This is a genomic window from Herbaspirillum sp. 3R11, assembly GCF_004563925.1.
Classification (GTDB): domain Bacteria; phylum Pseudomonadota; class Gammaproteobacteria; order Burkholderiales; family Burkholderiaceae_D; genus Herbaspirillum.
In genome coordinates this window covers 1-25,357 of sequence record NZ_SPNJ01000005.1, presented here as the reverse complement: position 1 = coordinate 25,357, position 25,357 = coordinate 1, and the positions used below count along the sequence as shown (strand labels likewise).

Sequence of the window (25,357 nt, the reverse complement as noted above, 5' to 3'; positions counted from 1 at the left end):
ACAGTTCACATTTAACTCTTCAGGTGTAACCGCGGTTTTTCGCTTGTCGCACGATTTGTATCTCTCTGTATATGCCGACGGCTGCTTTGTTTCGCTCTATGTCTGGAGGGCTGCCTGTTATCCCAATATACAATTCAGCGTCACCCCACTTTTTGGAATAGTCATAATGGCTGCCATGGATACAAATTCTCACATTCTGGTGGTCGACGACGACCGCGAAATCCGCACCTTGCTGGCGGAGTACCTCGACGCCAATGGTTTTCGCACACTGACGGCGACCAACGGCGTCGACATGCGCAAGGTGCTCGACGAATCGCGGGTGGACCTGATCGTGCTGGACCTGACGCTGCCCGGCGAGGACGGCCTGACGCTGTGCCGCAACCTGCGCGCGCAATCGAACGTACCGGTGATCATGCTGACCGCGCGCGGCGAACCGCTGGACCGCATCCTGGGACTGGAAATGGGCGCCGACGATTACCTGGCCAAGCCGTTCGAGCCGCGTGAACTGTTCGCGCGCATACGCAGCGTGCTGCGCCGGACCCAGGCGCTGCCGCCGAGCATGATGCGGCCGGATGCCAAGACCATGCATTTCTCCGGCTGGACGCTGGACCTGACTGCGCGCCATCTGCTCAACCCGGACGGCGTGGTGGTGGCCTTGTCGGGCGCGGAATTCCGCATGCTCAAGGTGTTCCTCGACCATCCCAACCGCATCCTCAACCGCGATCAGTTGCTGGAACTGACCCAGGGCCGCGAAGCCGATCCCTTTGATCGCTCGGTCGATATCCAGATCAGCCGCCTGCGCCAGAAACTGGGCGACGATGCCCGTACCCCGACCATCATCAAGACCATCCGCAACGAGGGTTATGTGCTGGCCACCACCGTGACACAGGAAGACGTCGGATGAACCATCTCTTCGCCCCTTTGCGCGAGTTTGTCGGCTCGATCGGCAATCGCGTATTCCTGATCCTGCTGGCAGGCATCCTGGTGGCGACCGTCACGACCACCTGGCTGGCCTCCAACGAGCGTCGCAGCACCATGCGCGAACTGCGCTACCAGCACGTCGCCGAGCGCGTCGAGCAGGTGGTGCAGGCGCTCGATCCGCTCACCCCGCAGGCGCGCGACGTGGTCCTGCACGCGGCCGACAACTTCGGCTTCGAAGCGGCCTTCGTCAATGAAGTCGGCGACACGCTGAGCCCGAGCACCAGCCCGATGGCCGACATGCTGAAATCGCGGCTGGGGGAGGATCGCCAGATCGTGGTCCAGCGCGAGACCGACTGCGCGCCGCGCAAGCCGCGCAACGCTCCTCCGGATGGTCCGGCCCGCGCCGAACGACCGCGCATGGAAACCTGCCGCGTCATCTATGTCAGCCTGCGCGACAAGGCGCTGCTGCGTCTGCGCCTGCACATGCCGGGCGACCCGCCTTCGCTGCGCGGCCGCGGCGTGGGTCCTTACGGCAGCCCGTACATCCTGCTGTTCCTGATATTGATTGCGATGCTGGCGTATGTGGTGGCGCGCATGGCGGCACGTCCGATCAAGCATCTGGCCAGTGCGGCGACTGAACTGGGACGCGACATCGACCACCCGCCATTGGCCGAAAAAGGTCCGAGCGAAATCCGCCAGGCTGCCAAGGCCTTCAACGCCATGCAGATGCGTATCCGGCGCCAGATCCAGCACCGTACGCACATGCTGGCGGCGATCACGCATGACTTGCAGACGCCGCTGACGCGCCTGCGCCTGCGCCTGGAAAAAGTGGAAGACAAGGAATTGCAGCAAAAACTGGTGGATGATCTTGCGGTGATGCAAGGCATGGTGCGGGAAGGGCTGGATCTGGCGCGCAGCATGGATTCGTCTGAAGCGATGCAGCGGCTGGATATCGATTCGTTGCTCGACAGCGTGTGCGCCGATGCGTCTGACGCCGGTCAGCAGGTTGAGCTGGCGGGCCGCACGCGCGCCTTTGTCGTGGCCCAACCCAATGCACTGCGCCGCTGCCTGACCAATCTGCTCGACAACGCCTTCAAGTACGGCCAGCGCGCCGAGGTATCGATCGCGCTCGACGACCTGCTGCCGAACCGGGTGCTAATCCGCATCCGCGACCACGGCCCCGGCATTCCTGAAGGCCAGTTGGAAACCGTGTTCGAACCGTTCTACCGGCTTGAAACATCGCGCTCGCGCGACACCGGCGGCACCGGCCTGGGGCTGACGATTGCGCGCAATATCGCGGAGAATCACGGCGCCTTGCTGGATCTGCGCAACCATGCCAAGGGTGGATTGGAAGTCTTGCTGTCGCTGCCGCTGAAGCAGGCAAAACGGGCGCGTTGAGCGCCCGTCCGGATCAGTTGAAAGTAATTTAGAAGTAGTTCAGGCCGAGCGCGCCGCGCACTTCCGACACGGTCTGTGCGGCTGCCGCACGCGCACGCTCGGTGCCGCGACGCAGGATCGCCATCACTTCGCCGCGATCCTGCTGCCATTGTTCACGGCGTGTGCGGATCGGCTCCAGCAATTCCTGCAGATGGCCTTCCAGGCGGCGCTTGAGTACGCTGTCGCCGAGACCGCCGCGGCGGTAGTGCTGCTTGAGCTCTTCCAGCGCCGCCCGATCCGGCTCGAAGGCATCAAGGAAGGCGAACACCACGTTGCCCTCGACCTGGCCCGGATCGTCGACGCGCAAATGATTCGGATCGGTGTACATGCGCTGCACGGCCTGCTTGATCTCGGCCGGCGAAGCACCCAGCGCGATTGAATTGCCCAGCGATTTGCTCATCTTGGCCTTGCCGTCGATGCCGGGCAAGCGCCCGGTTTCTGACAGCACTTCCTTGCATTCCACCAGCACGTCCTTGCCGACCACATTGTTGAAGCGGCGCACCAGTTCATTGGTCTGCTCGATCATCGGCAACTGGTCGTTGCCGACCGGCACCAGCGTGGCCTTGAAGGCGCTGATGTCGGCGGCCTGGCTGACCGGATACGTCAGGAAGCCGGCCGGGATGTCGCGCTCGAAACCGCGCAGGCGGATCTCTTCCTTGATGGTCGGATTGCGCTCCAGGCGCGACACGCTGACCAGGTTCAGGAGGTGCATTGACAGCTCGTAGAGCTCGGTCACTTGCGACTGGATGAAGATGGTGGATTTTTCCGGATCGATGCCGACGGCCAGATAGTCGAGCGCGACTTCCAGCACGTTGTCGGTGACTTTCTGATGGCGGCCGACGTTGTCGGTCATGGCCTGGGTGTCAGCCAGCAGCAGGAACTGGCTGGCTTCGTCCTGCAACTGCACGCGCGACACCAGCGAGCCGATGTAATGGCCGAGATGCAGCGGACCGGTCGGACGGTCGCCGGTCAAAACAATGGGACGCGCGGACGGCTTGTTGGAAACGCTGGAAGTTGAAGGTGCTGCAGACGCAGGCGAAACATTCAAGGACATGGTCACTCCGGTAATTTCGGAACGCTGCCAGTCTCGCCGCATAAAACAATGCCGCCCGGACCGGCGGCATCACATTGACAAAAGCTGTACTACAAAGCTGTGCAAAAGCGGGCCACCCGAATCAGGTGCGCCACCAATGCTGGAGTTGTAGTGAGGGATGAATTCTGTATTGCATCGGCGAAGTATAGCATCAAGCCTTGCCCATGATGCAGCGCAAAAAGCCCTGCCCGACCGACTTTCCAAGAAAAAACCGCCTCGTTTGCAGGAGGCGGTTTTGGAAGATCAGGCTGTCAATACGCGCCCGGTGGCGGACCGTAATATCCCGGCGGCGGGCCGTAGTAACCGGGCGGTGGAGGCGGCGGTGCGTAATAGTAGCGCCGCGGATGATAGCTGTAGACCGTGGTGGCCTGTTGCTGCGTCTGGATCTGGTTGCCCTTGCTGTACATGCACTGGCTATAGGTCATATCGTAGCGTTGCTGCATCGAATAGTTGCCGCCTGCCGATGCGTTGCTACCGGCCGCACTGCCGACCAGCAGACCGCCGCCGGCGCCGATCGCAGCACCTGCGCCGGCATTGCCCGAAGCTGCGCCGATCAACGCACCCGCTACGGCACCGATCGCGGTGCCCGCGACAGCGCTGTTGGTGGCATTGTTCTGCGTCGACTGCGCCTGCCCGCCGATGGCGTCCTGGGCATATTGCTGGCACTGCTGCTGTTCACTGCGGAATTGCTCGTACGACTTGCCGTTGCCCGGCATGGCCATGACCGAGGGGCCGGTCGGGACGCTGACGCAGCCGCCCAGCACCAGCAAAGCTGTCAACGCGCCGAGCGTACCGGCTGTTTTATGGAGTGGTTTCACGATGTAATCCTTGAAAAGGCTATCTGCAACTGGTCTGAAGTTTGTTGGCGGCCACGCTTTAGCCTTATTGCGGCGGCGGTTGTCCGCCATTCGGGCCGTTCGGCACAACCTTCATCCAGTTGCTCGGGCAACTCTGGACATACGGGTAATAGCCTTTGGCTTCCTGGCAGTAGTACCAGTAATTGCTCTGCGCCGGACCCTGCTCGATGTAGACCGGTGGCGCGGCGGGTTGGACATACACCGGCGGCGGATAATAGACCGGGGCCGGATAGTAGGCCGGCGGCGGTATCCACAGCGGACCGCCGATGTACACACCGAAACGGGTGTGCGCGGAACTTGCCCCGCTTGCCGCCATGCAACCCAGCGCAAGCAATCCCAACAAAGCTGCTTTTTTCATCTTCGCCTCGCGTATTTCGTGGAGACGGCACGCGCCATCCCGCTTCATTCAATATACGCAAAATGGCAAGGTTTCAACGGCTTTGTTTCAATTCGTAACCCTATTTAAGAAACCTGTACATGGCGCTACAAAGCCGGATACATGCGGGTTTCCGGGAATCGGAAACGAACACGCCGCTTGCAGGAAGCGGCGTGTCGGTCAAACGGAAATTTTATAAAAAAACAGGCTTAAAGACCGCTGAAAATTACTTCGGCCCGGTCATTTCTTCCGGCTTGATCCATTGCGCAAACTGCTCTTCGGTAACATAGCCGAGCGCCAGCGCAGCCTGTTTCAGCGTGGTGCCGTCATGATGCGCCTGCTTGGCGATCTTGGCGGCCTTGTCGTAACCGATATGCGGCGCCAGCGCGGTCACCAGCATCAGCGAACGCTCCATCAGATCGGCAATGCGGTCGCGGTTGGCTTCGATGCCCTGCGCGCAATGGTCGTCGAAACTGTCCATGCCGTCGGCCAGCAAACGCACGCTTTGCAGGAAGTTGTGCACGATCACCGGCTTGAACACGTTCAGTTCGAAATTGCCGGAAGCGCCGCCGATGTTGATTGCGACGTCGTTGCCGAACACTTGCGCACACAGCATGGTCAGCGCTTCGCATTGGGTCGGATTGACCTTGCCCGGCATGATCGAGCTGCCCGGTTCGTTTTCGGGGATGGTGATTTCGCCGAGGCCGGAACGCGGGCCGGACGCCAGCCAGCGCACGTCGTTGGCGATCTTCATGAGCGCCGCCGCCAATGTCTTGAGGGCGCCGTGCGCCGACACCAGGGCGTCATGGCTGGCTAGTGCGGCAAACTTGTTGGGCGCAGTCTTGAACGGGAAGCCGTAGTGCTTCTCCAGTTCGGCGGCGACGCGCGCACCGAATTCCGGATGCGCGTTGAGGCCGGTGCCGACCGCAGTGCCGCCGGCCGCCAGTTCGCTGACGGCGTTGAGCGTCGAAATGATCGCCATTTCGGCATGCGTGAGTTGCGCGATATAGCCCGAGAACTCCTGGCCCAGCGTCAGTGGCGTGGCGTCCTGCAAGTGGGTGCGGCCGATCTTGACGATGTCCTTGAATTCTTCCGACTTGCGTTCCAGGGTCGCGCGCAGCTTGTGCAGCTTGGGCACCAGGTGCGTGGCGATGGCCAGCGCGGCCGCCACGTGCATGGCGGTCGGGAAGATGTCGTTGGACGACTGGCTCTGGTTGACGTCGTCGTTGGGATGGATCTTGCGCTCTTCACCGCGCACGCCGCCCAGCAGTTCCGAAGCGCGATTGGCCAGCACTTCGTTCATGTTCATGTTGCTTTGTGTGCCGGAACCAGTCTGCCAGACCGACAGCGGGAATTCCAGCGGGTGCTTGCCGGCGATCACTTCATCGGCTGCCGCGAGGATGCCTTCGGCCTTCTTGGCGTCGAGTTTGCCGAGGTCGCGGTTGACGCTCGCGCAGGCGCGCTTGACCGCCGCCAGCGCGACGATCAGTTCGGCCGGCATGCGTTCGGTGGAAATATGGAAATGGTGCAGCGAGCGCTGCGTTTGCGCGCCCCACAGACGATCGTCAGGCACCTCGATGGGGCCGAAGGTGTCTCGTTCAATTCGATGTTTCATGATGCTTCTTCTCCGCAGGAAATATGGTTCCGTGGAACCGCTACATCTCGTACGGCTCTGGCGCACGCTGCCGGCTTGAGCGATAGGAGACAACTGGAACGTATTGCATCAGTATCCGCCAATTGCTTCCGGACACTCATGCAATGCGTCCTGCAGTTACGATGATTTGCGGGAGGCCGGGTCCGGCAGCAGACAGGCGTCAATCACCTGCAGGTTGTTGTCTTTGGCGAAATTCAGGACGAAATGATAAGCCAGCGGCTCAAGCGCGCGCAGCGCTTCGTTGACGACGACCGAGCGGACGCCGTTGATCATGGTCGGTAATACGTAGGGGGAATACTGCAGGTGAGCATTGCGACCGCCCGAACCTTCGGGGCGGAAACAGGACATGACGCCGCACAAACGTTCGGCCCAGTCGCTGGGCCGGAACTGCTTCCCATCCTGGGTCAGACCCATGATGATGAATTCTTGTGCCGGCTCGTTGGTGGTATTGATGGGATCTGCCATGCGTGCAATTCGTTCTCTGGCGTTTGCCACATAAATGGCTTCCTTCCTGTTGGGATGGAAGCCGACGAAACCCAAGTATTATATCTTATAGAAGACTTGAGATACACCACTATCTGGACAACCGGGACCGCCCGCAAAAGCTTGTCTTGCGGGCAACCCTGCCTGCCTTTACCCCAGCCAGACGGCGACCGACAACAGCAGCAGCAGGAACATCCACAACAACATGGCGCGCCAGACCAGGCCGACCGTGCTTTGCAGCGTGCGCGGCGAAGGCGGATCGCCGGGGAAGCCGTCAGCTGCTTCCAGCGTCGAATCGACCGTCGCGGCATCGATCGGCAGCACGCCCGAGGCGGACTCGGCCGGGGTGCCGAAACGCACGCCCATTGCCCCGCCGCCGGCCGACAGGATGATGCCGACGGCCTCGTCCTTCCAGCGATCGGCAAAATTGCGCCAGGCGTAGATCGCATCTTCGAAATTGCCGACCACGGCAAACGCGGCCGCCGTGAAACGCGCCGGAATCCAGTCTATCCAGTAGAACGCGCGCTCGGCGAAGCGGCCGAAGACTTCCTGCTTCATGTGATCCGGCTCGTTCCAGGCGCGCGCCAGATATTCCGACACGCGGTACATCACGGCCAAAGCCGGACCGACCGGCATCAGGAACCAGAAAAACACGCCGAATACGTGACGATGCGTGGTAACCAGCGCTTTTTCGGCGGCGATGCGGGAAATTTCGCTGACATCAAGGTCCGACGTGTCTTCCTTGGTCCATTCGGCCAGCAAGGCGCGCGCGGCAACGTCGTCACCGGTGTTGAGCGCCAACTGGATCGAGGTGAAGTAGTGGCTGTAGTGACGGAAGCCCAGCGTCATGTAGACGATCAGCACGTTCCAGGCCAGCGCCGCCAGCGGGCTGATGCGCAGGCACACCCAGTAGATCAGGCCGGCCGGCACCGTCAGTGCGCCGACCATGACAAACCATCCCAGACGTCCATGATGCGCATGACCGGCGTTGAACCAGTTTTCAATCCGGGACGCGAAGGATTTGATCCAGGCGTAAATCGGATTGTCCGCCCGCAGCGGCTTCAGTTGTTCGATCAGGAGCGCAAAGAGTATGGAAAGAAATGTCATCAAGCCGCCTTGTGGTGAGTCTTATTTGTGTACTTATTGGTGTGCTTATCGAAGTACTTTTGCCAAGCGAATATGAGTTCGCACAGAGCGCACGACCTTCGCGGAAACAGGTAAATGATACAACGGCAGCAAGTATTCCTGACGTTTTATGTTGTCCACGGGAGATATTTTCCCTATGAGCGGCGCCCTTCAGGCCCCTGCCCTGCTCTGCCCTCAGCTGCGCAAGAAATGGAACAGGTTGCGCAACATGCCGGCAGTCGCGCCCCAGATGAAGAAGCGCTCGTAAGGCATGGTATAGAAGGTGCGGCGGCCGAGGTCGTTGGGCAATTCGATGGTGCGGCGCTGATGGTTCATGCCGTCCATCAGGAACGCCAGCGGCACTTCGAAGATCTCGGCCACTTCGCGCGGGTCGGGCACCACGTCAAACGGCGGCCGGATCAGGCCGGCCACGGGCGTGACACGATAACCGGTGCCAGTGAAATATTCGGGCAGCGAGCCGATCACTTCGACATGGCGGCGCGCCAGGCCGATTTCTTCTTCCGTTTCGCGCAGGGCGGTGTCGACCGGCGAGACGTCGCTCAGCTCGGTGCGGCCGCCGGGGAAGCTGATCTGCCCGGCATGGTCCTTGAGATCGGCGGTGCGCTGGGTGAACAGCAGTGTCGGCCCCTGCTCGCGCAACACGATGGGCATCAGCACGGCAGCCGGACGCGGCGTGCCGGCAACCTGGCGGATTTGCTGCTCGACGTTGATCTCGGGCGTCCAGGGGCGCTCTTCGGTAAAGCGGCGGCGCAGCCATTCCTCCTGCATGCGCTCGGCATCCAGCCTCGCCTCGCCGGCGACGGACTCTATCGGAAGATCGAGAGGATCAAAAATTGCCAAGACAGCACCTTAATGATTAAGGATTGAATACAAAAAGGGCGTCCGAAGACGCCCTTTTTTCAAGCATATATCAAAGACTTTGCGAAGATTACGCTTCAGCCTTGGCAGTGCCACGGCGGTTAGGCAGCTTCTCTTTGATACGTGCCGACTTGCCGGAACGCTCACGCAGATAGTACAGCTTGGCGCGACGGACATCGCCGCGACGCTTGACTTCGATCGACGCGATCAGTGGCGAGTACAACTGGAATGTACGCTCAACGCCTTCGCCCGACGAAATCTTGCGGACGATGAAGTTGGAGTTCAGACCACGGTTGCGGCGCGAAATCACGACGCCTTCGTAAGCCTGGGCGCGCTTGCGCGTACCTTCGACCACGTTGACGCTGACGATGACGGTATCGCCTGGCGCGAAGTCAGGGATGTTCTTTGCGAGACGCGTGATCTCTTCTTGCTCTAATTGCTGGATCAGATCCATTTTAATACTCCGAATGCCATCTTGCCGGCGCTCACTTCGTCGACTGAGTCGACCTGCCCGGTAGAGGATGGGGTTAATCAACGAACGCCGCCTTCAGTTGTCTTCCGGCCTTATCCGCACTTTTGCTGCTACTTTTGCTGCTTTACTGCAAACTGCTTAAAAATTTCTCATCGGCCTTGCTCAGCAAACCGTCCTGGCGCGCCTTGGCGATCAGGTCGGGACGCTTCTTCGCGGTCGCTTCAAGCGCCCGCTGGCGTCGCCATTTCACAATCTCTGCATGGTGGCCGCCCATCAATACCGGCGGCACCGCCACGCCTTCATATTCTTCCGGACGCGTGTAATGCGGACAATCCAGCAAGCCGTTGACAAAACTGTCTTCAACCGCGGAGCTGCCGTCGTTGAGCACGCCCGGCAATTGCCGGATCACGGCATCCATCAGCGCCATCGCCGGCAATTCGCCGCCGGACAACACGAAATCGCCGAGGCTGATTTCTTCGTCGACATGGCTGTCCAGCAAACGCTGGTCGATCGCCTCGTAGCGACCGCACAGCAGCACCACGCCGGTGTCTTCAACGAACTGCATGACGCGCTGATGCGTCAGCGGCTTGCCTTGCGGGGATAGATACACCACACGCGGCACCGCCAGATTCAAGTCAAGTTGCCGCTGCTTCGCCGCCTGCAGCGTCTGCTGCAGCGGTTTTGCCAGCATCACCATGCCCGGTCCGCCGCCATAAGGCCGGTCGTCGACTGTGCGGTGATTGTCGGTCGTGAAATCACGCGGATTCCACAGCGACAAACCCCATTTCTTTTGCTCGAACGCACGTCGGGTCACACCGGACTGCGTCAACGCTGCAAACATTTCGGGAAAAAGCGTGACGACGTCAAATTGCATCCGGCACCCTTTTTAATCTTGCAATATTACGAATTGCGCTGCCGGATCAATAATCCAGGCCCCAGTCGACCACGATTTTCTTGTCCGCCAGACTGACGGTCTTGACGAACTGGTCGACGTACGGAATCAGGATTTCTGCAGCAGCCTTGCTGCCTGCACGATTGGCTTCAGCTTCAGCCTCAACCGGGACAGTGGGAACCGCAACCCGCAGGATCGGGTGAGCCCCGTTATCCATCAGATCGCTGACAACGCCCAGGGACTCTCCCTGCATGTTTTCGACTGCCAGGCCGATCAGATCGACCCAGTAAAATTCTCCGTCGGATAAAGCAGGAAAGTGGCTGCGCGCAATCTGCACTGCGGCGCCCTTGAGCGCTTCAGCGGCATCACGACCAGCCACTCCCATTAACCTCGCCACCACATCACCGCTGTGGGACTTGGCTTGCATCATCTCGACATCACGCAACTCCGGCTTGTCCAGCCACCAGGTTTTTGCGCCCAGCAGAGCATCTGCATCTACTGAATAAGGTTTGACCCGCACCCATCCCTGAATACCATAAGCACCTGAGATGTAACCTACCGTCAACAGATCCGAAGGAACTGCGACGCCTGTTTGAGTTGTGCGCGACAAACCTGCCTTACCAATACGATTGCGGAATCAGAATCGAATGCAGCTGCAATTAAGCAGCGGCTTTCTTGCCTGCTTCGCTGACCAGACGGGCAACGGTTGGGGACAGCTGAGCGCCGACGCCTTCCCAGTGAGCCAGACGGTCTTGAGCGATACGGAAGGATTCTTCCTTACCGGATGCAACCGGGTTGTAGAAACCCAGACGCTCGATGAAGCGACCGTCGCGGCGATTGCGCGAATCAGTTGCCACGATGTTGAAGAATGGGCGCTTCTTGGCGCCTCCACGAGCTAAACGAATAACGACCATAATGGTTCCAAAAAGTGTTCGAAGACGGAAAAGCTGGTGATTATAGCCGAATTACCGGCCACGCAGCAAGATGAATACGGGAAAGCGGCCAGAGCCGGGCCGATGGACAGATCCGGCTCCCTTCGACCTTCCCGCCTGATTTTGCCCTTTTCAGGGCAGCGCGCCCCGAAACGGTCTTCGGGACGCCCTCTCCTGCGGCTATACTAGGCGCAGTTTTTTTACAACACCGCGACGCGCTCGGGAGCGCAGTCCGGCCGATCCAGCGCCTTCTTTTGCCATCGAGAAATTAGCTTCATGACAATTCAGCACAAGAACAAGACCTTCACGACTTTCCTGGCGGCCGTTTTCGGCGGCATCGGCATCCATCGCTTCTATATGGTCGGCAGCAAAGATCCGATAGGCTGGCTGCATCTGGCTACCCTGCCGGTGTCGGCGCTGCTGATCTGGACATTCAGCAACTCGCAGCCGCTGTTCATGGGCATGCTGTTTGCGCTGTCGATATTGTGCGGCTTCCTCGAAGCCCTCGTGATCGGGCTGACGCCGGATGAAAAATGGGATGCAACCCGTAACCAGGGATCCGGCAAGAAATCCGAATCGCACTGGGTCTTGGCGCTGATCCTGGTATTGACGCTGGGCGTCGGCGCCATGTCGGTGATCGCCTTGATGGCGCGCAGCTTCGACCTGCTCTTTACCGGCGGCGCTTACGGCTAAGCTTGATATCTGAAGCGCTTGCCGGCTAGCCCGGCAAGCGCCACCACCTCAGAATTGCTCTTCGGTCAACGCCAGCACGCCGGCGCTGCCTTCCACCACCGCCGCGCGCAGCGACGATGCCTGCGTCAACACGTGATCCGCATAGAAACGCGCGGTCGCGATCTTGGCCTTGTAGAACTGCGCATCGCCGTCACCGGCTTTCAGCTTGTCGACGGCCACCAGCGCGGCGCGCGCCATTTGCCAGCCGCCCAGCACGATGCCGGCCAGCTTCAGGTATGGCACGCTGCCTGAAAACACACCCTTGATGTCCGTCTTGATGTTCGCAACCACGTAGTTGACGACGTCGTCCAGCGCGCGCGTACCCTCCACCAGACGCTTGCGGATCGCCTGCAGGTCGTCGCCGTATTCGCCCGCAGCAGCAGTTGCAAGGGCCGCTTCGGTCTTGTGAATCTGGCCGATGATGCCCTTGGCAACCGCGCCGCCATCGCGCGAAGTCTTGCGACCGACCAGATCATTGGCCTGGATCGCGGTGGTGCCTTCGTAAATCGCCAGGATGCGGGCGTCGCGGTAATACTGCGCAGCGCCGGTTTCTTCGATGAAGCCCATGCCGCCATGCACCTGCACGCCGGTCGAGGTGACGTCGATGGACAACTCGGTCGACCAGCCCTTGACGATGGGCACCAGGTATTCATAGACAGCCTGGTTGGTCTTGCGCGTGGCTTCGTCGGCATGATGGTGACCTGCGTCTGACGCTGCAGCGGCAACATATGCCAGCGCGCGCGACGCTTCCACTTGCGAACGCATCGACATCAGCATGCGGCGCACATCCGGCTGGTGAATGATGGTGACGGCGCCGGCGGAACCCGCCAGGTCGCGCGATTGCACGCGGTCCTTGGCATAGGCCACGGCTTTTTGATAGGCGCGTTCCGCCACGCTGATGCCCTGGATGCCGACAGCGAAGCGCGCGGCGTTCATCATGATGAACATGTATTCGAGGCCGCGATTTTCCTCGCCGACCAGCATGCCGACGGCGCCGCCATGGTCGCCGAATTGCAGCACCGCAGTCGGGCTGGCCTTGATGCCCAGCTTGTGTTCGATCGACACGCAATGCACGTCGTTGCGCTCGCCCAGCGAACCGTCCGGCGTGACCAGGAACTTCGGCACGATGAACAGCGAAATGCCTTTCACGCCTTCCGGCGCATTCGGCGTGCGCGCCAGCACCAGATGGACGATGTTCTCGGCCATGTCATGGTCGCCGTACGTGATGAAAATCTTGGTGCCCGACAACTTGAACGTACCGTCGCCCTGCGGCACCGCGCGCGTGCGCACCAGCGCCAGGTCTGAGCCGGCTTGCGGCTCGGTCAGATTCATCGTACCGGTCCACTTGCCGGAGATGAAATTGGTCAGGTACGTATTCTTTTGCTCTTCGGTGCCGGCTGTCATCAATGCTTCGATGGTGCCGTCGGTGAGCAGTGGGCACAGCGCGAATGAGAGATTGGCGGAGTTGAGCATTTCGATACAGGGCGTCGCCACCAATTTCGGCAGACCCTGGCCGCCGAATTCCACCGGATGCTGCACGCCCTGCCAGCCGGCTTCGCCGAACTGCTTGAAGGCTTCCTTGAAGCCCTTGCTGGTCGTGACCTTGCCGTCGCTCCAGGAGCTCGGTTCCTGGTCGGCGGAATGATTGAGCGGCGCCACCACTTCGCCGCAGAACTTGGCGTTTTCTTCCAGAATGGCTTCCACGGTTTCCGGCGTCGCGTCTTCGCAGTTTGGCAATGCGTTGACTTCCGACAATCCTGCCAGTTCGTTCATGACGAACAGCATATCCTTCAATGGTGCAACGTAGCTCATCTCCGACTCCTGATCCTGTGTACGCAATCTGCTGTTGCGCTGCTTCCGCATTCGTTTTTACTGCTTGCTGTATTACCTGCGCTGCTAAAAAATCGGCCCTGTCATGCGAGAGGGCCGATTTGATATTGCTGATTAACCCAGTTGCTTGACCAGCTCAGGCACGATCTCGAACAAGTCGCCGACGATGCCGTAGTCCGCCACCGAGAAGATCGGCGCTTCTTCATCCTTGTTGATCGCCACGATCACCTTGGAATCCTTCATGCCCGCCAGATGCTGGATCGCGCCGGAAATACCGACGGCGATGTACAGCTGCGGCGCCACGATCTTGCCGGTCTGGCCGACTTGCCAGTCGTTCGGCACGTAGCCTGCATCGACAGCGGCGCGCGAAGCGCCCATGGCGGCGTTGAGCTTGTCGGCCAGCGGCTCGAGGATCTTGAAGCTTTCCGACGAGCCCATGCCACGACCGCCCGAGACGATGATCTTGGCGGCGGTCAGTTCAGGACGATCCGACTTGGCCACTTCGCGCGAGACGAAGCTGGACTTGCCGGAGTCGGCTACTGCCGTCAGCGATTCGACTGCGGCGCTGCCGCCTGTGGCTGCTGCGTCGAAACCGGTTGTGCGCACGGTGATGACCTTGATCGCGTCAGTCGATTGCACGGTGGCGATCGCGTTGCCGGCGTAGATCGGACGCTCGAAAGTGTCAGGGCTGTCGACCTTGGTGATTTCGGAAATTTGCGCCACGTCCAGCTTGGCGGCCACGCGCGGCAGGATGTTCTTGCCGTAGGCAGTGGCTGGGGCCAGGATGTGGGTGTAGTCCTTGGCGATGGCCAAGGCTTGTTCGGCGACATTCTCTGCGAGGCCGTCGGCGAATTGCGGTGCATCAGCCAGCAAGACCTTCGATACGCCGGCGATTTGCGCGGCTGCATCAGCGGCAGCCTTGGCGTTATGGCCGGCTACGAGGACGTGGACGTCGCCGCCGGCTTGCGCTGCAGCGGTAATCGTGTTCAGTGTGCTGCCCTTGAGGCTGGCATTGTCGTGTTCTGCAATGACGAGTGCGGTCATGTTGTCTCTTCCTTAAATGACTTTGGCTTCGTTTCTGAGCTTCGCAACCAGGGTCGCGACGTCAGGCACCTTCACGCCTGCGCTGCGCTTGGCCGGTTCGGCGACTTTGAGCGTCTTGACGCGCGGCGCGACGTCGACACCGAGGTCGTCCGGCTTGACGATGTCCAGGGTCTTCTTCTTGGCCTTCATGATGTTCGGCAGCGTGACGTAGCGCGGTTCGTTCAGGCGCAGGTCGGTGGTCACGATGGCTGGCAGCGTCAGCGACAGGGTTTCGAGGCCGCCGTCGACTTCACGGGTGACCGAAACCTTGCCATCTTCCACCACGACCTTGGAGGCGAAGGTCGCTTGCGGCCAACCCAGCAACGCCGCCAGCATCTGGCCGGTCTGGTTGCTGTCGTCGTCGATCGCTTGCTTGCCGAGGATGATCAGTTGCGGTTGTTCTTTATCGGCCAGCGCTTTGAGCAGCTTGGCCACGGCCAGCGGTTGCAGGTCCAGATCGGCCGGTGTTTCCACCAGGATGCCGCGGTCGGCGCCGATGGCCATGGCGGTGCGCAAGGTTTCCTGGCATTGCGTCACGCCGCAGGAAACTGCAATGACCTCGGTGACTTTGCCCGCTTCTTTAAGACGCGTGGCTTCTTCCACGGCGATCTCGTCGAAGGGGTTCATCGACATCTTGACGTTGGCGATGTCCACACCGCTACCGTCGGATTTGACGCGTACTTTGACGTTGTAATCTACTACCCGCTTGACGGGGACTAATACTTTCATCGCCTGGTCCTTGGAAAAATCGAATTGACGTAAACGTTAACTGAACGGTGATTATAAAAGCAAAAGCGCGGCAAAAGCCGGACATCGTTTAAATTTAGCACGATCGTTCTTTTTAATGTGTGAAGCATACACACTAAATCGCCGCAGCGAAAGTCCCCGGAACAGCTTTTTGGAAAGGATTTTGGACAGAGTTTCCGGACGTCACCACGTCCGGATTCTGCAGGGAAAATTACACCGCCAGATGCGCCGGTTGTGCGCCGCGCAAACCGGCGATCAGATTGTCGACGGCCAGTTCAGCCATGGCGCGCCGCGTTTCATGCGTGGCCGAACCGATATGCGGCAAGGCCACCACATTGGACAATTGCAGCAAAGGAGAATCGACCGGCAATGGTTCCTGCTCGAAGACGTCGAGTCCCGCGCCGTAAATGGTCTTGCGTTGCAGCGCCTGGATCAGCGCCGCTTCATCGACGATGCGTCCGCGCGACGCATTGATGAAAATGGCACTCGGCTTCATCAGCCCGAATTCGCGTGCACCGATGCTGCGTTCGGTCTGCGCCGTCAGCGGCAGCATCGGACAAACGAAGTCCGCCTGCCGAAACAGTTCGTCGCGTGTCACATAAGTGGCCGCCAGCGACGCTTCCGCCTCGGGATTGGGTCGCGTGTTGTGATACACGATCTTCATGCCGAAACCGTGATGCGCCCGTCGCGCCACCGCACTGCCGATACGCCCCATGCCGAGCATGCCGAGCGTCTTGCCGTGCACATTCACTCCGAACAGCGATTCGCCGATGCTGCCCTTCCATTTACCGGCCTTGACGAATTCCGCCAGTTCCACCACGCGGCGCGCGCTGGCAAGGATCAGCGAAAAGATCGCATCCGCCGTCGCCTCGTTCAGCACGCCCGGCGTGTGCGCCAGCATCAGGCCGCGCTTGCGGAAATAGTCGAGGTCGAAGTTGTCGACGCCGACCGACACCGTCGAAGCGATCTTCAGCAGGGGAGCCACTTCCAGCATGTCATTGCCGATCGGCAAACTGGCGCCGATCATGCCCTGCGCCGTCTCCAGCGCAGCCAGAAACTGCGCACGGTTGCCGGCGTTGATCGCTTCAAAATACGTGACATCGAATTCATCGCGCAGACGCTGCAGCAAATCGTCCGGCAATTTCTTGTATACGACTACATGTTGTTTCATAGGATGTTCCCGGATCGCGTCAGGCGGAAGCAGCGTCGAGTTGCGCACGGGTCGGCAAACCTTCCATGTCGCCCACCACCTGGATCGCAAACGCGCCGATGCGGTTGCCGCGCATGACTGCCTCCGTCATGGACAAGCCTTCCAGCAAACCGCTGATCACACCGACCGCGAAACCGTCGCCGGCGCCGACCGTATCGACCACTTCCTTGACCGCGACGCCGGCCACGATGCCTTCATCGTCGGCGTTGCGGAAGTAGGCGCCGTCCGCACCCAGCTTGATAATGACTTGCTTGACGCCACGCTCAAGATAGAACGCGGCGATGTCGCACGGCTCGCTGTGGCCGGTCAATATCTTGCCTTCGCTCAGGCCGGGCAATACCCAGTCGGCCTTGAACGCCAGCTCGTTGAGCTTCTGCGCCATCACTTCCTGCGACGGCCACAGCATCGGCCGCAGATTCGGATCGAAGGAAATCGTCTTGCCGCGCGCACGCATGAAGTCCAGCGCGTGATGCGCGAACGCCATCGTGCTCGGCGACAAGGCGGCCGCGATGCCGGTCGCGTGCAAGTGACGCGCGCCGCCGAAATAGGCTTCGTCGAAATCGACTTGTGAGAGATGGCTGGCGGCCGAACCCTTGCGGTAATACTCGATGGCCGGGTCTGCCCCGTCCACGGCCTTGGCCTTGAGCTGGATCGCGGTACGAAATTCCTTGTCGGTCGCCACGTGGCTGACGTCGACGCCTTCCTGGGCAACGCGCTTGCAGATGAAGCGTCCGAAGGAATCATTGCCGACGCGGCTGACCCAGCCAACCTTCAGGCCCAGGCGCGCCAGGCCGATGGCGACGTTGGTTTCGGCGCCGGCGAGGCGGCGCGTGTATTTTTCAACATCCGCAAAATCGCCGACCTCGTCCGCGACAAACAACGCCAGTGCTTCGCCGTACGTAACGACGTCCAGTTGTGTTTGCATTACTCGTTCTCTCTGAAGGGGTGCGGCAGATGATCCGGCTAAGCAGAGGCCAGCATCGCCACGTAATCGCGGGTCGCCACTTCCAGGTCCTTGCCGATGATCGGGAATTCGATCGCACGCTGCACGCCGCGCGGGAAATGTGAAAACAGGCGGCGCCAGACGGCGTCGTCTTCGTCGAGCGGGATCGCCTTGAGCTTGCCCTTGTCGTTCCACACGCCCTTGCAATGCACGTATTGCACGTGCGCCGCCAGCGTGCGGGCCGCCACTTCGGCGTCGACGCCGCTCCAGCGCCAGTTGCCCATGTCGAAGGTCATGCCGACCGGGACGCCGGTGCCGGAACAGACCGCCAGGAAATTGGCGATCGATTCCAGTTTGCCGCCATGCTCGGTCTGGTCGTTTTCCAGCAGTAAAGGGACCGGCGCCTGGGCGACAAAACGCGACCAGTCCAGCATGTTGCTGGCCGGCGAAAAATGGCCCAGCGATACTTTCAGGAACCGCGACTGCAGCTGTTGCGCCTCGTCCATGACCTGATCGAGTTCATCGCGCGCCAACGAACCGTCCTTGCGGAACAACTCGATCGGCGCCGAATAGACCGAAAACAGCTTGTGCTTCACCAGCAGCCCGTGCAGCTCATCGAAATCAGGCAACTCGACAAACAATTCCCGGCGGATTTCCAGGCCCGCCGCACCGGCCGCAGCCACGATAGGAATCAGGTGCGCGTGCCCGACCTGGCGCACGAAATCCGCGCCGTAGGCCGAGGCCGCAACCAGTACCGGGGTTTTCATTTGATGTTGCCGGCGCCGACGAACTGGCGCGCTTCCGGCGTTTGCGGATCGGAGAAGAATTCCTTCGACGGACGCGCTTCCCACACCTTGCCCTGATGCATGAACACGGTGAGATCGGCGACGCGCCGGGCGAATTCCATTTCGTGCGTGACGAGCAACATAGTCATCCCTCCCCTTGCGAGTTCTTCCATGACTTTCAGCACTTCCTGCGTCAGCTCCGGATCCAGCGCCGAGGTCACTTCATCGAACAGCATGACCTGCGGTTCCATCGCCAGCGAACGGGCAATCGCCACGCGCTGTTGCTGGCCGCCCGACAATTGTTCCGGATAAGCGTCGCGCTTGTGCTCGAGGCCGACTTGCGTCAAGACCTTGATCGCGGTTTCACGCGCTTTTTCAGTCGCCACTTTCTTGACGATGCGCGGCGACAGCATGACGTTCTCCTCCACGGTCAGATGCGGGAACAGGTTGTAGTGCTGGAACACCATCCCGACATCCTTGCGCAGCTCGATCAGGTGCTCATGCTTGGCGGTGAGCTTGTGACCGGCGACGTTGATGCTACCACCATCAATCGTCTCCAGACCATTGATGCAACGCAGCATGGTGCTTTTCCCAGAACCGCTGCGGCCGATGACCGCGATGACCTGTCCGCGCTCGACGGACAACGATATCCCATTCAAGACCTGGTTGCTGCCAAAGCTCTTGGTGATGTTCTCGATCTCAACGATGGGCATGGAATTTCCTTTCTAGGGCAAAACTGAAACGCGACAGCGGATAGCAGAAGATGAAATAGATCGCGGCGACAATAGGGAAAACGAGGAAGGGCTGGAACGTCGCATTGCTGACGAGCTTGCCCGCCTGCGTCAACTCGACCAGACCGATGATGGAGGCAATCGAGGTGTTCTTGACGATCTGCACCAGGAAGCCGACCGTCGGCGGCAGCGAAATACGGATCGCCTGTGGCAGGATCACGTAGCGCAGCTGCTGCCAGCGTGTCATCGCCAACGCAGTCGATGCTTCCCATTGCGGCACCGGCACGGCTTCGATACAGCCGCGCCAGATTTCGCCGAGGTAGGCGCTGGTGTAGATCGTCATGGCGATCGTCGCAGCCACCATCGGCGGCAGCTTGAAGCCGTAGATCGCCAGTCCGTAGAACGACAGGAACAGGATGATCAGCACCGGCGTGCCCTGGATGATCTGGATGTACACCGCCGACAAGGTGCGCAGGATCTGCAGATGCGAGGTGCGCATCAGCGCGACCACGAAACCGGCAGAGCCGCCGGCGATGAACGCCAGCACCGACAACAGCACGGTCCAGCGTGCGGCTTCCCAAAGGAAGATGAACTGGTCCCAGGAAAATTCGGCAATCATCGGTTCCCCCTTGGCCGCGCTACGCCAAGACGGCGGCGGCGTTTGAACACAACCAGACCGATGAGCCAGAAACCGAGGCGGAACAGCAGCGCCAGCAGAATGTAGAGGCCCATCACGATCAGGTAAATTTCGAAGCTGCGGAAGGTTTCCGCATCAAGCAGGTTGGCGCTCGCGGTCAGCTCTTCGGCGGAAATCGCCGAGACCACGCTGGAAGCCAGCATCATCAGCGTGAACTGACTGGCCAATGCCGGATAGACCTTCTCCAGCGCCGGCGTCAGCACCACGTGGCGGATCACCTGCCAGCGCGTCATCGCCAGCGCCTGGGCCGCCTCGACCTGCGACGGATGGACCGCCATCATGCCGGCGCGCACGATCTCAGTCGAATACGCGCCGAGATTGACCGTCATCGCCACCAATGCGGCGACGTTGGCATCGACCTGCACGCCCGCTGCGGGCAAGCCGAAAAAGATAATGAACAACTGCACCAGGAAAGGCGTGCTGCGGATCAGCTCCACATAGGACGTGACCGCGAAGCGGGCCGGCGCAGAACCGTGAATGCTCACGATCGCCCCGAAGATACCCACCGCCAAACCGCAGATCATCGACAGCGCACTGAGCCGGATGGTGAGCAAGGCTCCCCATAGCAGCTGGTCCATGTGCTGAAAGATGAACGCAAACTGAAAATCATAAGACATCGTCTACTCCTTGCCAATTCGCAGGACGGATGCGATTGCACATCCGCCCTGCCAAACCCCTGTACTCAGGGATCAACCCAACGCAAACCTGTCTGCGATCCGTAGCGAGAGGCCATCAGCCGGTGGCGGCCGGAGCGCAGGAACCGGAGCGTACTTTAGTACGTGAGGATTCCGAGCACCGCCCGACGCCGGATCATGGCCTCGCAGTAGGATCCCAGGCAGGTTTTAGAAAACTGGCAGATTTGGCAGTGGCGAACCCGACCATTTGCGGGCGATTGCATCCAGCTCGCCGTTCAGCTTGACGTAGTAGATGAAGTTGTTGAGCCATTGCTGCAGATCGAACGCGCCTTTGCGCACGGTCATGGAGTTCGGTTGCAAGGAGTAAGGGAACTTGACGTCGATCTTGCCGGCGCCACGGGTCTTCACGATTTCATTGGCCATGGTGTTCGGGATGGAGATCGCATCAACCTGACCGCTCAGCAGAGCCTGGGTCACGGTCGAGTCATCTTCAAAACGGACCAGCACGGTGCCGGCAGGCGCCAGACGTGTCAGTGCCGTGTCGTTGGTGCTGCCGCGCGAAACGCCGACCTTCTTCTTGACCAGGTCGTTCAGGGTCTTGAACTTGGAGCCAACCGGACCAACGATGGACAACTCGAAAGCGCTGTAAGGAATCGTGAACATGACGGCCTTGGCGCGCTCAGGCGTCGGCGCCAGAGTGGCGGCCAGGAAGTCGACCTTGCCGGATTCCAGTGCAGGAATACGTGCAGGCGGCACCAGCGGAACGATTTCCACCGGCAAACCAATGTATTTACCGATCAGGTTGGCGACGTCGACGTCGTAACCGATCGGTTCGCCCTTGGCGTCAACGCTGCCGAACGGCGGTGTGCCGCTGACGACGCCGATGGTGACCTTGCCCTTCTTGATCAGGTCGGCCACGGTTTGTGCGCTGGCGCTGGCTGCTGCGCCGGCTGCACAGGTAGCGGCCAGGGTCAGCGCGATGAATTTGGTGCTCAACAGATTCTTGATGCTCATGGTGTAGTCTCCTTTTCGTCATCCCCTGCCCTGGATAAGGGAGCCGGATGAACGTCCTCGTTATAGGCTTGCGCCCGCTGTAGTACGACTGTCTACGTCTTTCTTTACCGCCTCTTTTGGTGCTTTTTTTGTTGCTTTTTTCTGAGCAGTGATGCATCACCCGTGCATTTGTTTTCTCTGGTATCGGTTCCAGAATCCTTACAAAATCATGTCTTTCGCTTGCGTGCTGGAGCCGCGCGGAATCAGGCGGCCATCCAGCAAAATCTCCCGACGCGGTGCGCCTTCGCCGTTGATGCGCGCCAGCAGGCGCTCGATCGCGGCAAAGCCGATGTCGTAGGTCGGCTGCTCGATGGTGCTGATGCCGCTACCCACCAGCGGCGACCAGGACAATTCATCGAAACACAGCAGGCCGATGTCTTCCGGGAAGCGCAGCTTCATGCTTTGCAGCGCCAGTGCGATCTGCAGCGACACCATGCCGTTACCCGCCAGAATCGCCACCCTGCCGCTGCCGCCGCTGTTCCTGCTGCGCCGGCGTTTCAGGAAATCATCCAGCGTCGTGGCGACGTGACCCGGCTGGTCGATGTGCACTTCCAGCGTCTCGCCGAGGCATTCCGGCCGCTTGGCCATCGCCTGCAGGAAGCCTGCCTGCCGCCCCTGGCGTGAACTGACGCCGTGCAGCGGCTGCACCACCAGGCCGATATCGGTGTAACCGCCGGCCAGCAGGTGCTCGGTCGCCATGCGTGCCGCACCGACGTTGTCCAGTCCGACCAGGTCGAAATCGCAGCCCTCGACGCGCCGGTCTAGCAACACCACCGGAAACGCCGCTTGCCCCAACTCCTTCAACGGCGTCACATTGCGCCCTTGCGTATTGAACAGCAAGCCTTCCACGCTATAGGAATGCAGGGCCGCCAACGATTGTTTCTCGCGCTTCTCGTCGTTGCCGGTATTGCACAGCATCAGCGTGTAGCCATGTTCCTGGCAAGCCGCTTCGGCGCCGTGCAGCACCGCCACCGAATACGGGTTCAGGATGTCCGCCACCAGCATCCCGATCAGCTTGGTGCGCCCGCCCTTGAGGCCGCGCGCCATCTGGCTCGGTTGATAGCCGAGCCGGGCGATCGTGCTGCGAATCTGTTCGCGCAGATGCTCCGACAGGGCGTCAAGCTCGCCGCCGAGATACCTTGAAATACTTGTCTTCGACACACCCGCTTCGCGTGCGACCTGGGCAATCGTGACCTTGCCCGCGCCGTGTGCCTGCTGCATGCGCGCGTGTTGCATATAGGATTTTTGTCTCACTCTACCTGCCAAATCGTTGATTGTTATCTATCGATACATCGATTGATTTGTGCTACGGATTCCCAGGTTTCTTTTTTATGATGAATCTTTGGAACCGGTTCCAAGATAACAGTGAGAATTTTGTTTGGCAAACTATTTCACATGAAAAATTTGATGAAGAATGATGAAACTAAGCACTGAATTTCTCTCAGGAAAATTCGAGTGGGCGACGTACCAAATGCCGTCATCACCATGAAACTCCTGGTGCGACTGCCGATACCGACACATCTGCGGCTTTCAAAATTTTTCTACAAAAATACAAATATTCTTCCAATTAGTTTGCTGCATCGCGGTATGAGACGATACAATGAATAAAAATAGTTCTCATTACCAAAAAACTCCCAGCCATCCCTCCATGTCCCTTAAACGCACCCGCGCCGCCCTTCTGGGCCTGGCTACCCTTGCACCGTCAATCCTGCTGGCGCAAACCACAGAATCTTCCGCCCCGACGACCGCCGCAGATACGAACCAATTGCCAGCAGTGAACGTGACCGCCGACGGCGATGCGGAAAGCCGCTACAACGCGGCAAAAACGCAGGTCAACAAATCCTCTGTGCCGTTGTCGCAGACACCGCTGTCCATTTCGGTGGTGCCGCGCGCCGTGCTCGACAGCCAGCAGGCCGTGACACTCGCGGATGCGCTCAAGAATGCACCCGGCGTGGTCTCCGGCCAATTCGGACGACGCGGCTGGGATGATCTGATCATTCGCGGCCAGGTGGCATCCGATTCGCTGTACCTGGACGGCCTGCGCACGGCGGCCTCCAATCGCGTCGCCGAGCAATTGTTCGGCCTGGAGCAAGTCGAAGTGTTGAAGGGACCGGGTTCCTTGCTGTACGGACTGGTATTGCCGGGCGGCCTGGTCAACATGGTCAGCAAGCGGCCGCAAGGTTACGACTTCGCCAATGCCGACGTCACCGTCGGCAGCCACGACTTCCGCCAGGCGACCATCGACCTGAACAAGGCGCTGTCGGAAAACGGCAAACAGGCCTTCCGCATCAACGGCCTGATCTCCAACTCCAACGACGCCACCGATTACGTCTGGTTCAAGAACCGCTACATCGCACCGTCGCTGTCGCTGGATCTCGGCGCGCGCACCGACTTCACCATCCTGACCAGCTTCCAGGAACGCGGTTACATCCGCCAGCAAGGCCTGCCGCTGTCGGGATCGATCAATCGCAACGTCAACGGCAGCATCCCGCTCAGCCGCTTCACCGGCGAACCTGCAGCGCGGCCGTACAACGCCACCGAAACCCGCCTGGGCTATTCGCTGACGCATCGCTTTGACGACGGTTGGACGCTGAACAACAACCTGCGCTGGCAGCAATTTGCGATGAGCGGACAGCTGGTCGCCAACACGGCAGCCACCGGCACCACATTGACACGCACAGGCACCGACCAGACCTTCAACGGCGAGACCATCACGATGGACACCAACTTGCAGCGCAGCTTCAATACGGCTGTTGGCAAACACCAGGTCACCTTCGGCTCGGATTATCTGAATACGCGTGAAGACGCCCGCTCATTCACTTGCACCGTGGCCGCCCTGAACGTCTACAATCCGGTCTACGGCGCACGCCTGGTCTGTCCTGCCACGCCGAACACCAACACCTCGACCACCGTGCGCGATCTGGGCGTCTACCTGCGCGATCAGATCCAGTTCGGCGATCGCTGGCAACTGCTGGCAGGTCTGCGCCGCGACAATACCTCCACCTATTCGGATAACCTCGGGACCAAAAAACACACGGACAATCCCGCCAGCGCCAACACCGGCTCGGTAGCGCTGATGGTTGAAGTGCTGCGTGGCGTGCGTCCGTACGTCAGCTATTCCACCTCGTTCTATCCGAACTCCGGCACCGACATCGGCGGCAACACCTTCAAGCCGGAGACCGGCAAACAGCTGGAAGCCGGCGTCAAGTTCGAACTGGATGGCGGCCGCACCAACCTGAACGTAGCGGTATTCGATCTGCGCCGCCGCAACGTATTGCAGACCGATCCGACTAACACCACCTTCAAGATTGCGGTCGGCGAACAGCATTCACAAGGCGGCGAAATCGGCATCACCAGCGACTTCCAGAACGGCGTGAGCCTGCTGGCCGGTTACTCCTACACCTCGGCTGTGATCAGCGACGACGGCGGACAGAAGGTCACCACCGTCGGCCAATGGCTGGACAACGTGCCGCGCCACAACTTCAACACCAGCGCGCGCTACCGTTTCAATGGCGAACTGACCGGCTGGGAGCTCAACGGCGGCGTGCACGGCCAAAGCCGTCAGCGCACCAACGGCTATTCGCTCCCGGGCTACGTGTTGACCGATGTCGGCGTCGCCTACAATGCCGCGCGCTGGCGCACCGCCTTGAACGTCAAGAACATCTTCAACACGCAGTACTACGCCGGCGGCCTGGCCAACGCGGTTGCGCTGGGCGACGATCGCGTCGTAATGCTGACGCTGGGTTATCGCTACTGATACCGGTTCGACAATGCAAAAAGGCCGCCCTGA

26 protein-coding genes and 1 other RNA gene are annotated in these 25,357 nt (G+C 60.2%); 4 read left to right on the top strand and 23 right to left on the bottom strand.

The window, feature by feature from the left end; genetic code table 11:
• Nucleotides 1-175 precede the first annotated feature (175 nt).
• Both E4P32_RS20180 and E4P32_RS20175 read left to right on the top strand, forming a co-directional pair.
• Nucleotides 176-904, top strand: a complete 729-nt coding sequence (locus E4P32_RS20180) for a response regulator (protein ID WP_199525666.1) — start codon at nucleotides 176-178, stop codon at nucleotides 902-904.
• Nucleotides 901-2,319 carry an ATP-binding protein gene (locus tag E4P32_RS20175; RefSeq protein ID WP_233526698.1) on the top strand — a complete coding sequence of 473 codons (1,419 nt, stop codon included), beginning with the start codon at nucleotides 901-903 and terminating at the stop codon, nucleotides 2,317-2,319. Before E4P32_RS20180 ends, E4P32_RS20175 begins: the two co-directional genes overlap by 4 nt.
• A gap of 28 nt (nucleotides 2,320-2,347) precedes the next feature.
• Here E4P32_RS20175 and trpS read toward each other — a convergent pair whose 3' ends face one another.
• The 11 genes from trpS to rpsP all read right to left on the bottom strand — a co-directional run bounded on the left by trpS (nucleotide 2,348) and on the right by rpsP (nucleotide 11,103).
• Complete coding sequence (gene trpS, locus E4P32_RS20170) at nucleotides 2,348-3,412, bottom strand: tryptophan--tRNA ligase (protein WP_116435380.1); 1,065 nt, start codon at nucleotides 3,410-3,412, stop codon at nucleotides 2,348-2,350.
• 290 nt (nucleotides 3,413-3,702) lie between these two features.
• Nucleotides 3,703-4,269 carry a glycine zipper family protein gene (locus E4P32_RS20165; protein WP_116435379.1) on the bottom strand — a complete coding sequence of 189 codons (567 nt, stop codon included), beginning with the start codon at nucleotides 4,267-4,269 and terminating at the stop codon, nucleotides 3,703-3,705.
• A 64-nt stretch (nucleotides 4,270-4,333) separates the two neighbouring features.
• Entirely contained in the window at nucleotides 4,334-4,666 is a 333-nt protein-coding gene (locus E4P32_RS20160; RefSeq protein WP_116435378.1) for a hypothetical protein, read from the bottom strand.
• 244 nt (nucleotides 4,667-4,910) lie between these two features.
• The gene (gene fumC, locus E4P32_RS20155) at nucleotides 4,911-6,299 is read right to left on the bottom strand and encodes a class II fumarate hydratase (protein ID WP_116435377.1); all 1,389 of its coding nucleotides are present in this window, start codon (nucleotides 6,297-6,299) and stop codon (nucleotides 4,911-4,913) included.
• 156 nt (nucleotides 6,300-6,455) lie between these two features.
• Nucleotides 6,456-6,803, bottom strand: a complete 348-nt coding sequence (locus tag E4P32_RS20150) for a DUF3579 domain-containing protein (protein WP_116435376.1) — start codon at nucleotides 6,801-6,803, stop codon at nucleotides 6,456-6,458.
• 168 nt (nucleotides 6,804-6,971) lie between these two features.
• The gene (locus E4P32_RS20145; RefSeq protein WP_116435375.1) at nucleotides 6,972-7,928 is read right to left on the bottom strand and encodes a CobD/CbiB family protein; all 957 of its coding nucleotides are present in this window, start codon (nucleotides 7,926-7,928) and stop codon (nucleotides 6,972-6,974) included.
• Nucleotides 7,929-8,141: 213 nt separating this feature from the next.
• A complete protein-coding gene (locus E4P32_RS20140) occupies nucleotides 8,142-8,807 on the bottom strand; it encodes a CoA pyrophosphatase (protein ID WP_116435374.1) in 666 nt (221 codons plus the stop codon).
• 88 nt (nucleotides 8,808-8,895) lie between these two features.
• Complete coding sequence (gene rplS, locus E4P32_RS20135) at nucleotides 8,896-9,279, bottom strand: 50S ribosomal protein L19 (protein WP_116435373.1); 384 nt, start codon at nucleotides 9,277-9,279, stop codon at nucleotides 8,896-8,898.
• 142 nt (nucleotides 9,280-9,421) lie between these two features.
• Nucleotides 9,422-10,171: a tRNA (guanosine(37)-N1)-methyltransferase TrmD gene (gene trmD, locus E4P32_RS20130; protein ID WP_116435372.1), complete on the bottom strand. Its 750-nt coding sequence runs from the start codon at nucleotides 10,169-10,171 to the stop codon at nucleotides 9,422-9,424.
• Nucleotides 10,172-10,217: 46 nt separating this feature from the next.
• Nucleotides 10,218-10,799 (bottom strand): ribosome maturation factor RimM, encoded by a 582-nt coding sequence (gene rimM / locus E4P32_RS20125; RefSeq protein ID WP_116435371.1) that lies wholly within the window; start codon nucleotides 10,797-10,799, stop codon nucleotides 10,218-10,220.
• Between the two features lie 49 nt (nucleotides 10,800-10,848).
• Entirely contained in the window at nucleotides 10,849-11,103 is a 255-nt protein-coding gene (gene rpsP / locus E4P32_RS20120) for a 30S ribosomal protein S16 (RefSeq protein WP_040503873.1), read from the bottom strand.
• A gap of 294 nt (nucleotides 11,104-11,397) precedes the next feature.
• Here rpsP and E4P32_RS20115 point away from each other — a divergent pair, with 294 nt between their 5' ends.
• On the top strand, nucleotides 11,398-11,814 hold the full coding sequence (locus E4P32_RS20115) for an NINE protein (protein WP_116435370.1): 417 nt from the start codon (nucleotides 11,398-11,400) through the stop codon (nucleotides 11,812-11,814).
• A gap of 48 nt (nucleotides 11,815-11,862) precedes the next feature.
• Here the strand turns inward: E4P32_RS20115 and E4P32_RS20110 are convergent, their stop codons facing one another.
• The 12 genes from E4P32_RS20110 to E4P32_RS20055 all read right to left on the bottom strand — a co-directional run bounded on the left by E4P32_RS20110 (nucleotide 11,863) and on the right by E4P32_RS20055 (nucleotide 22,803).
• Nucleotides 11,863-13,665 carry an acyl-CoA dehydrogenase gene (locus E4P32_RS20110; RefSeq protein WP_116435369.1) on the bottom strand — a complete coding sequence of 601 codons (1,803 nt, stop codon included), beginning with the start codon at nucleotides 13,663-13,665 and terminating at the stop codon, nucleotides 11,863-11,865.
• A 132-nt stretch (nucleotides 13,666-13,797) separates the two neighbouring features.
• The gene (locus E4P32_RS20105; RefSeq protein ID WP_116435368.1) at nucleotides 13,798-14,727 is read right to left on the bottom strand and encodes an electron transfer flavoprotein subunit alpha/FixB family protein; all 930 of its coding nucleotides are present in this window, start codon (nucleotides 14,725-14,727) and stop codon (nucleotides 13,798-13,800) included.
• 12 nt (nucleotides 14,728-14,739) lie between these two features.
• Complete coding sequence (locus tag E4P32_RS20100; RefSeq protein ID WP_016832755.1) at nucleotides 14,740-15,495, bottom strand: electron transfer flavoprotein subunit beta/FixA family protein; 756 nt, start codon at nucleotides 15,493-15,495, stop codon at nucleotides 14,740-14,742.
• A gap of 229 nt (nucleotides 15,496-15,724) precedes the next feature.
• Nucleotides 15,725-16,684: a D-glycerate dehydrogenase gene (locus E4P32_RS20095; RefSeq protein ID WP_116435367.1), complete on the bottom strand. Its 960-nt coding sequence runs from the start codon at nucleotides 16,682-16,684 to the stop codon at nucleotides 15,725-15,727.
• Between the two features lie 19 nt (nucleotides 16,685-16,703).
• Nucleotides 16,704-17,648 (bottom strand): sugar kinase, encoded by a 945-nt coding sequence (locus E4P32_RS20090; RefSeq protein ID WP_116435366.1) that lies wholly within the window; start codon nucleotides 17,646-17,648, stop codon nucleotides 16,704-16,706.
• Nucleotides 17,649-17,686: 38 nt separating this feature from the next.
• Nucleotides 17,687-18,433 carry a sugar phosphate isomerase gene (locus E4P32_RS20085; RefSeq protein WP_116435365.1) on the bottom strand — a complete coding sequence of 249 codons (747 nt, stop codon included), beginning with the start codon at nucleotides 18,431-18,433 and terminating at the stop codon, nucleotides 17,687-17,689.
• Entirely contained in the window at nucleotides 18,430-19,164 is a 735-nt protein-coding gene (locus E4P32_RS20080) for an amino acid ABC transporter ATP-binding protein (protein WP_116435364.1), read from the bottom strand. The genes E4P32_RS20085 and E4P32_RS20080 overlap by 4 nt, the downstream gene beginning before the upstream one ends.
• On the bottom strand, nucleotides 19,151-19,801 hold the full coding sequence (locus E4P32_RS20075) for an amino acid ABC transporter permease (RefSeq protein WP_116435363.1): 651 nt from the start codon (nucleotides 19,799-19,801) through the stop codon (nucleotides 19,151-19,153). The genes E4P32_RS20080 and E4P32_RS20075 overlap by 14 nt, the downstream gene beginning before the upstream one ends.
• Nucleotides 19,798-20,496, bottom strand: a complete 699-nt coding sequence (locus tag E4P32_RS20070; protein WP_116435362.1) for an amino acid ABC transporter permease — start codon at nucleotides 20,494-20,496, stop codon at nucleotides 19,798-19,800. Before E4P32_RS20070 ends, E4P32_RS20075 begins: the two co-directional genes overlap by 4 nt.
• 90 nt (nucleotides 20,497-20,586) lie before the next feature.
• Nucleotides 20,587-20,660, bottom strand: a non-coding RNA gene (locus tag E4P32_RS20065) — sX9 sRNA.
• A 61-nt stretch (nucleotides 20,661-20,721) separates the two neighbouring features.
• Entirely contained in the window at nucleotides 20,722-21,528 is an 807-nt protein-coding gene (locus E4P32_RS20060) for a transporter substrate-binding domain-containing protein (RefSeq protein WP_116435361.1), read from the bottom strand.
• Nucleotides 21,529-21,726: 198 nt separating this feature from the next.
• Nucleotides 21,727-22,803, bottom strand: coding sequence for a LacI family DNA-binding transcriptional regulator (locus E4P32_RS20055; protein ID WP_116435360.1), 1,077 nt, complete (start codon nucleotides 22,801-22,803; stop codon nucleotides 21,727-21,729).
• 412 nt (nucleotides 22,804-23,215) lie between these two features.
• Between E4P32_RS20055 and E4P32_RS20050 the strand changes: the two genes are divergently transcribed.
• Nucleotides 23,216-25,324, top strand: coding sequence for a TonB-dependent siderophore receptor (locus E4P32_RS20050; protein WP_116435359.1), 2,109 nt, complete (start codon nucleotides 23,216-23,218; stop codon nucleotides 25,322-25,324).
• The last annotated feature ends 33 nt before the right edge of the window (nucleotides 25,325-25,357 follow it).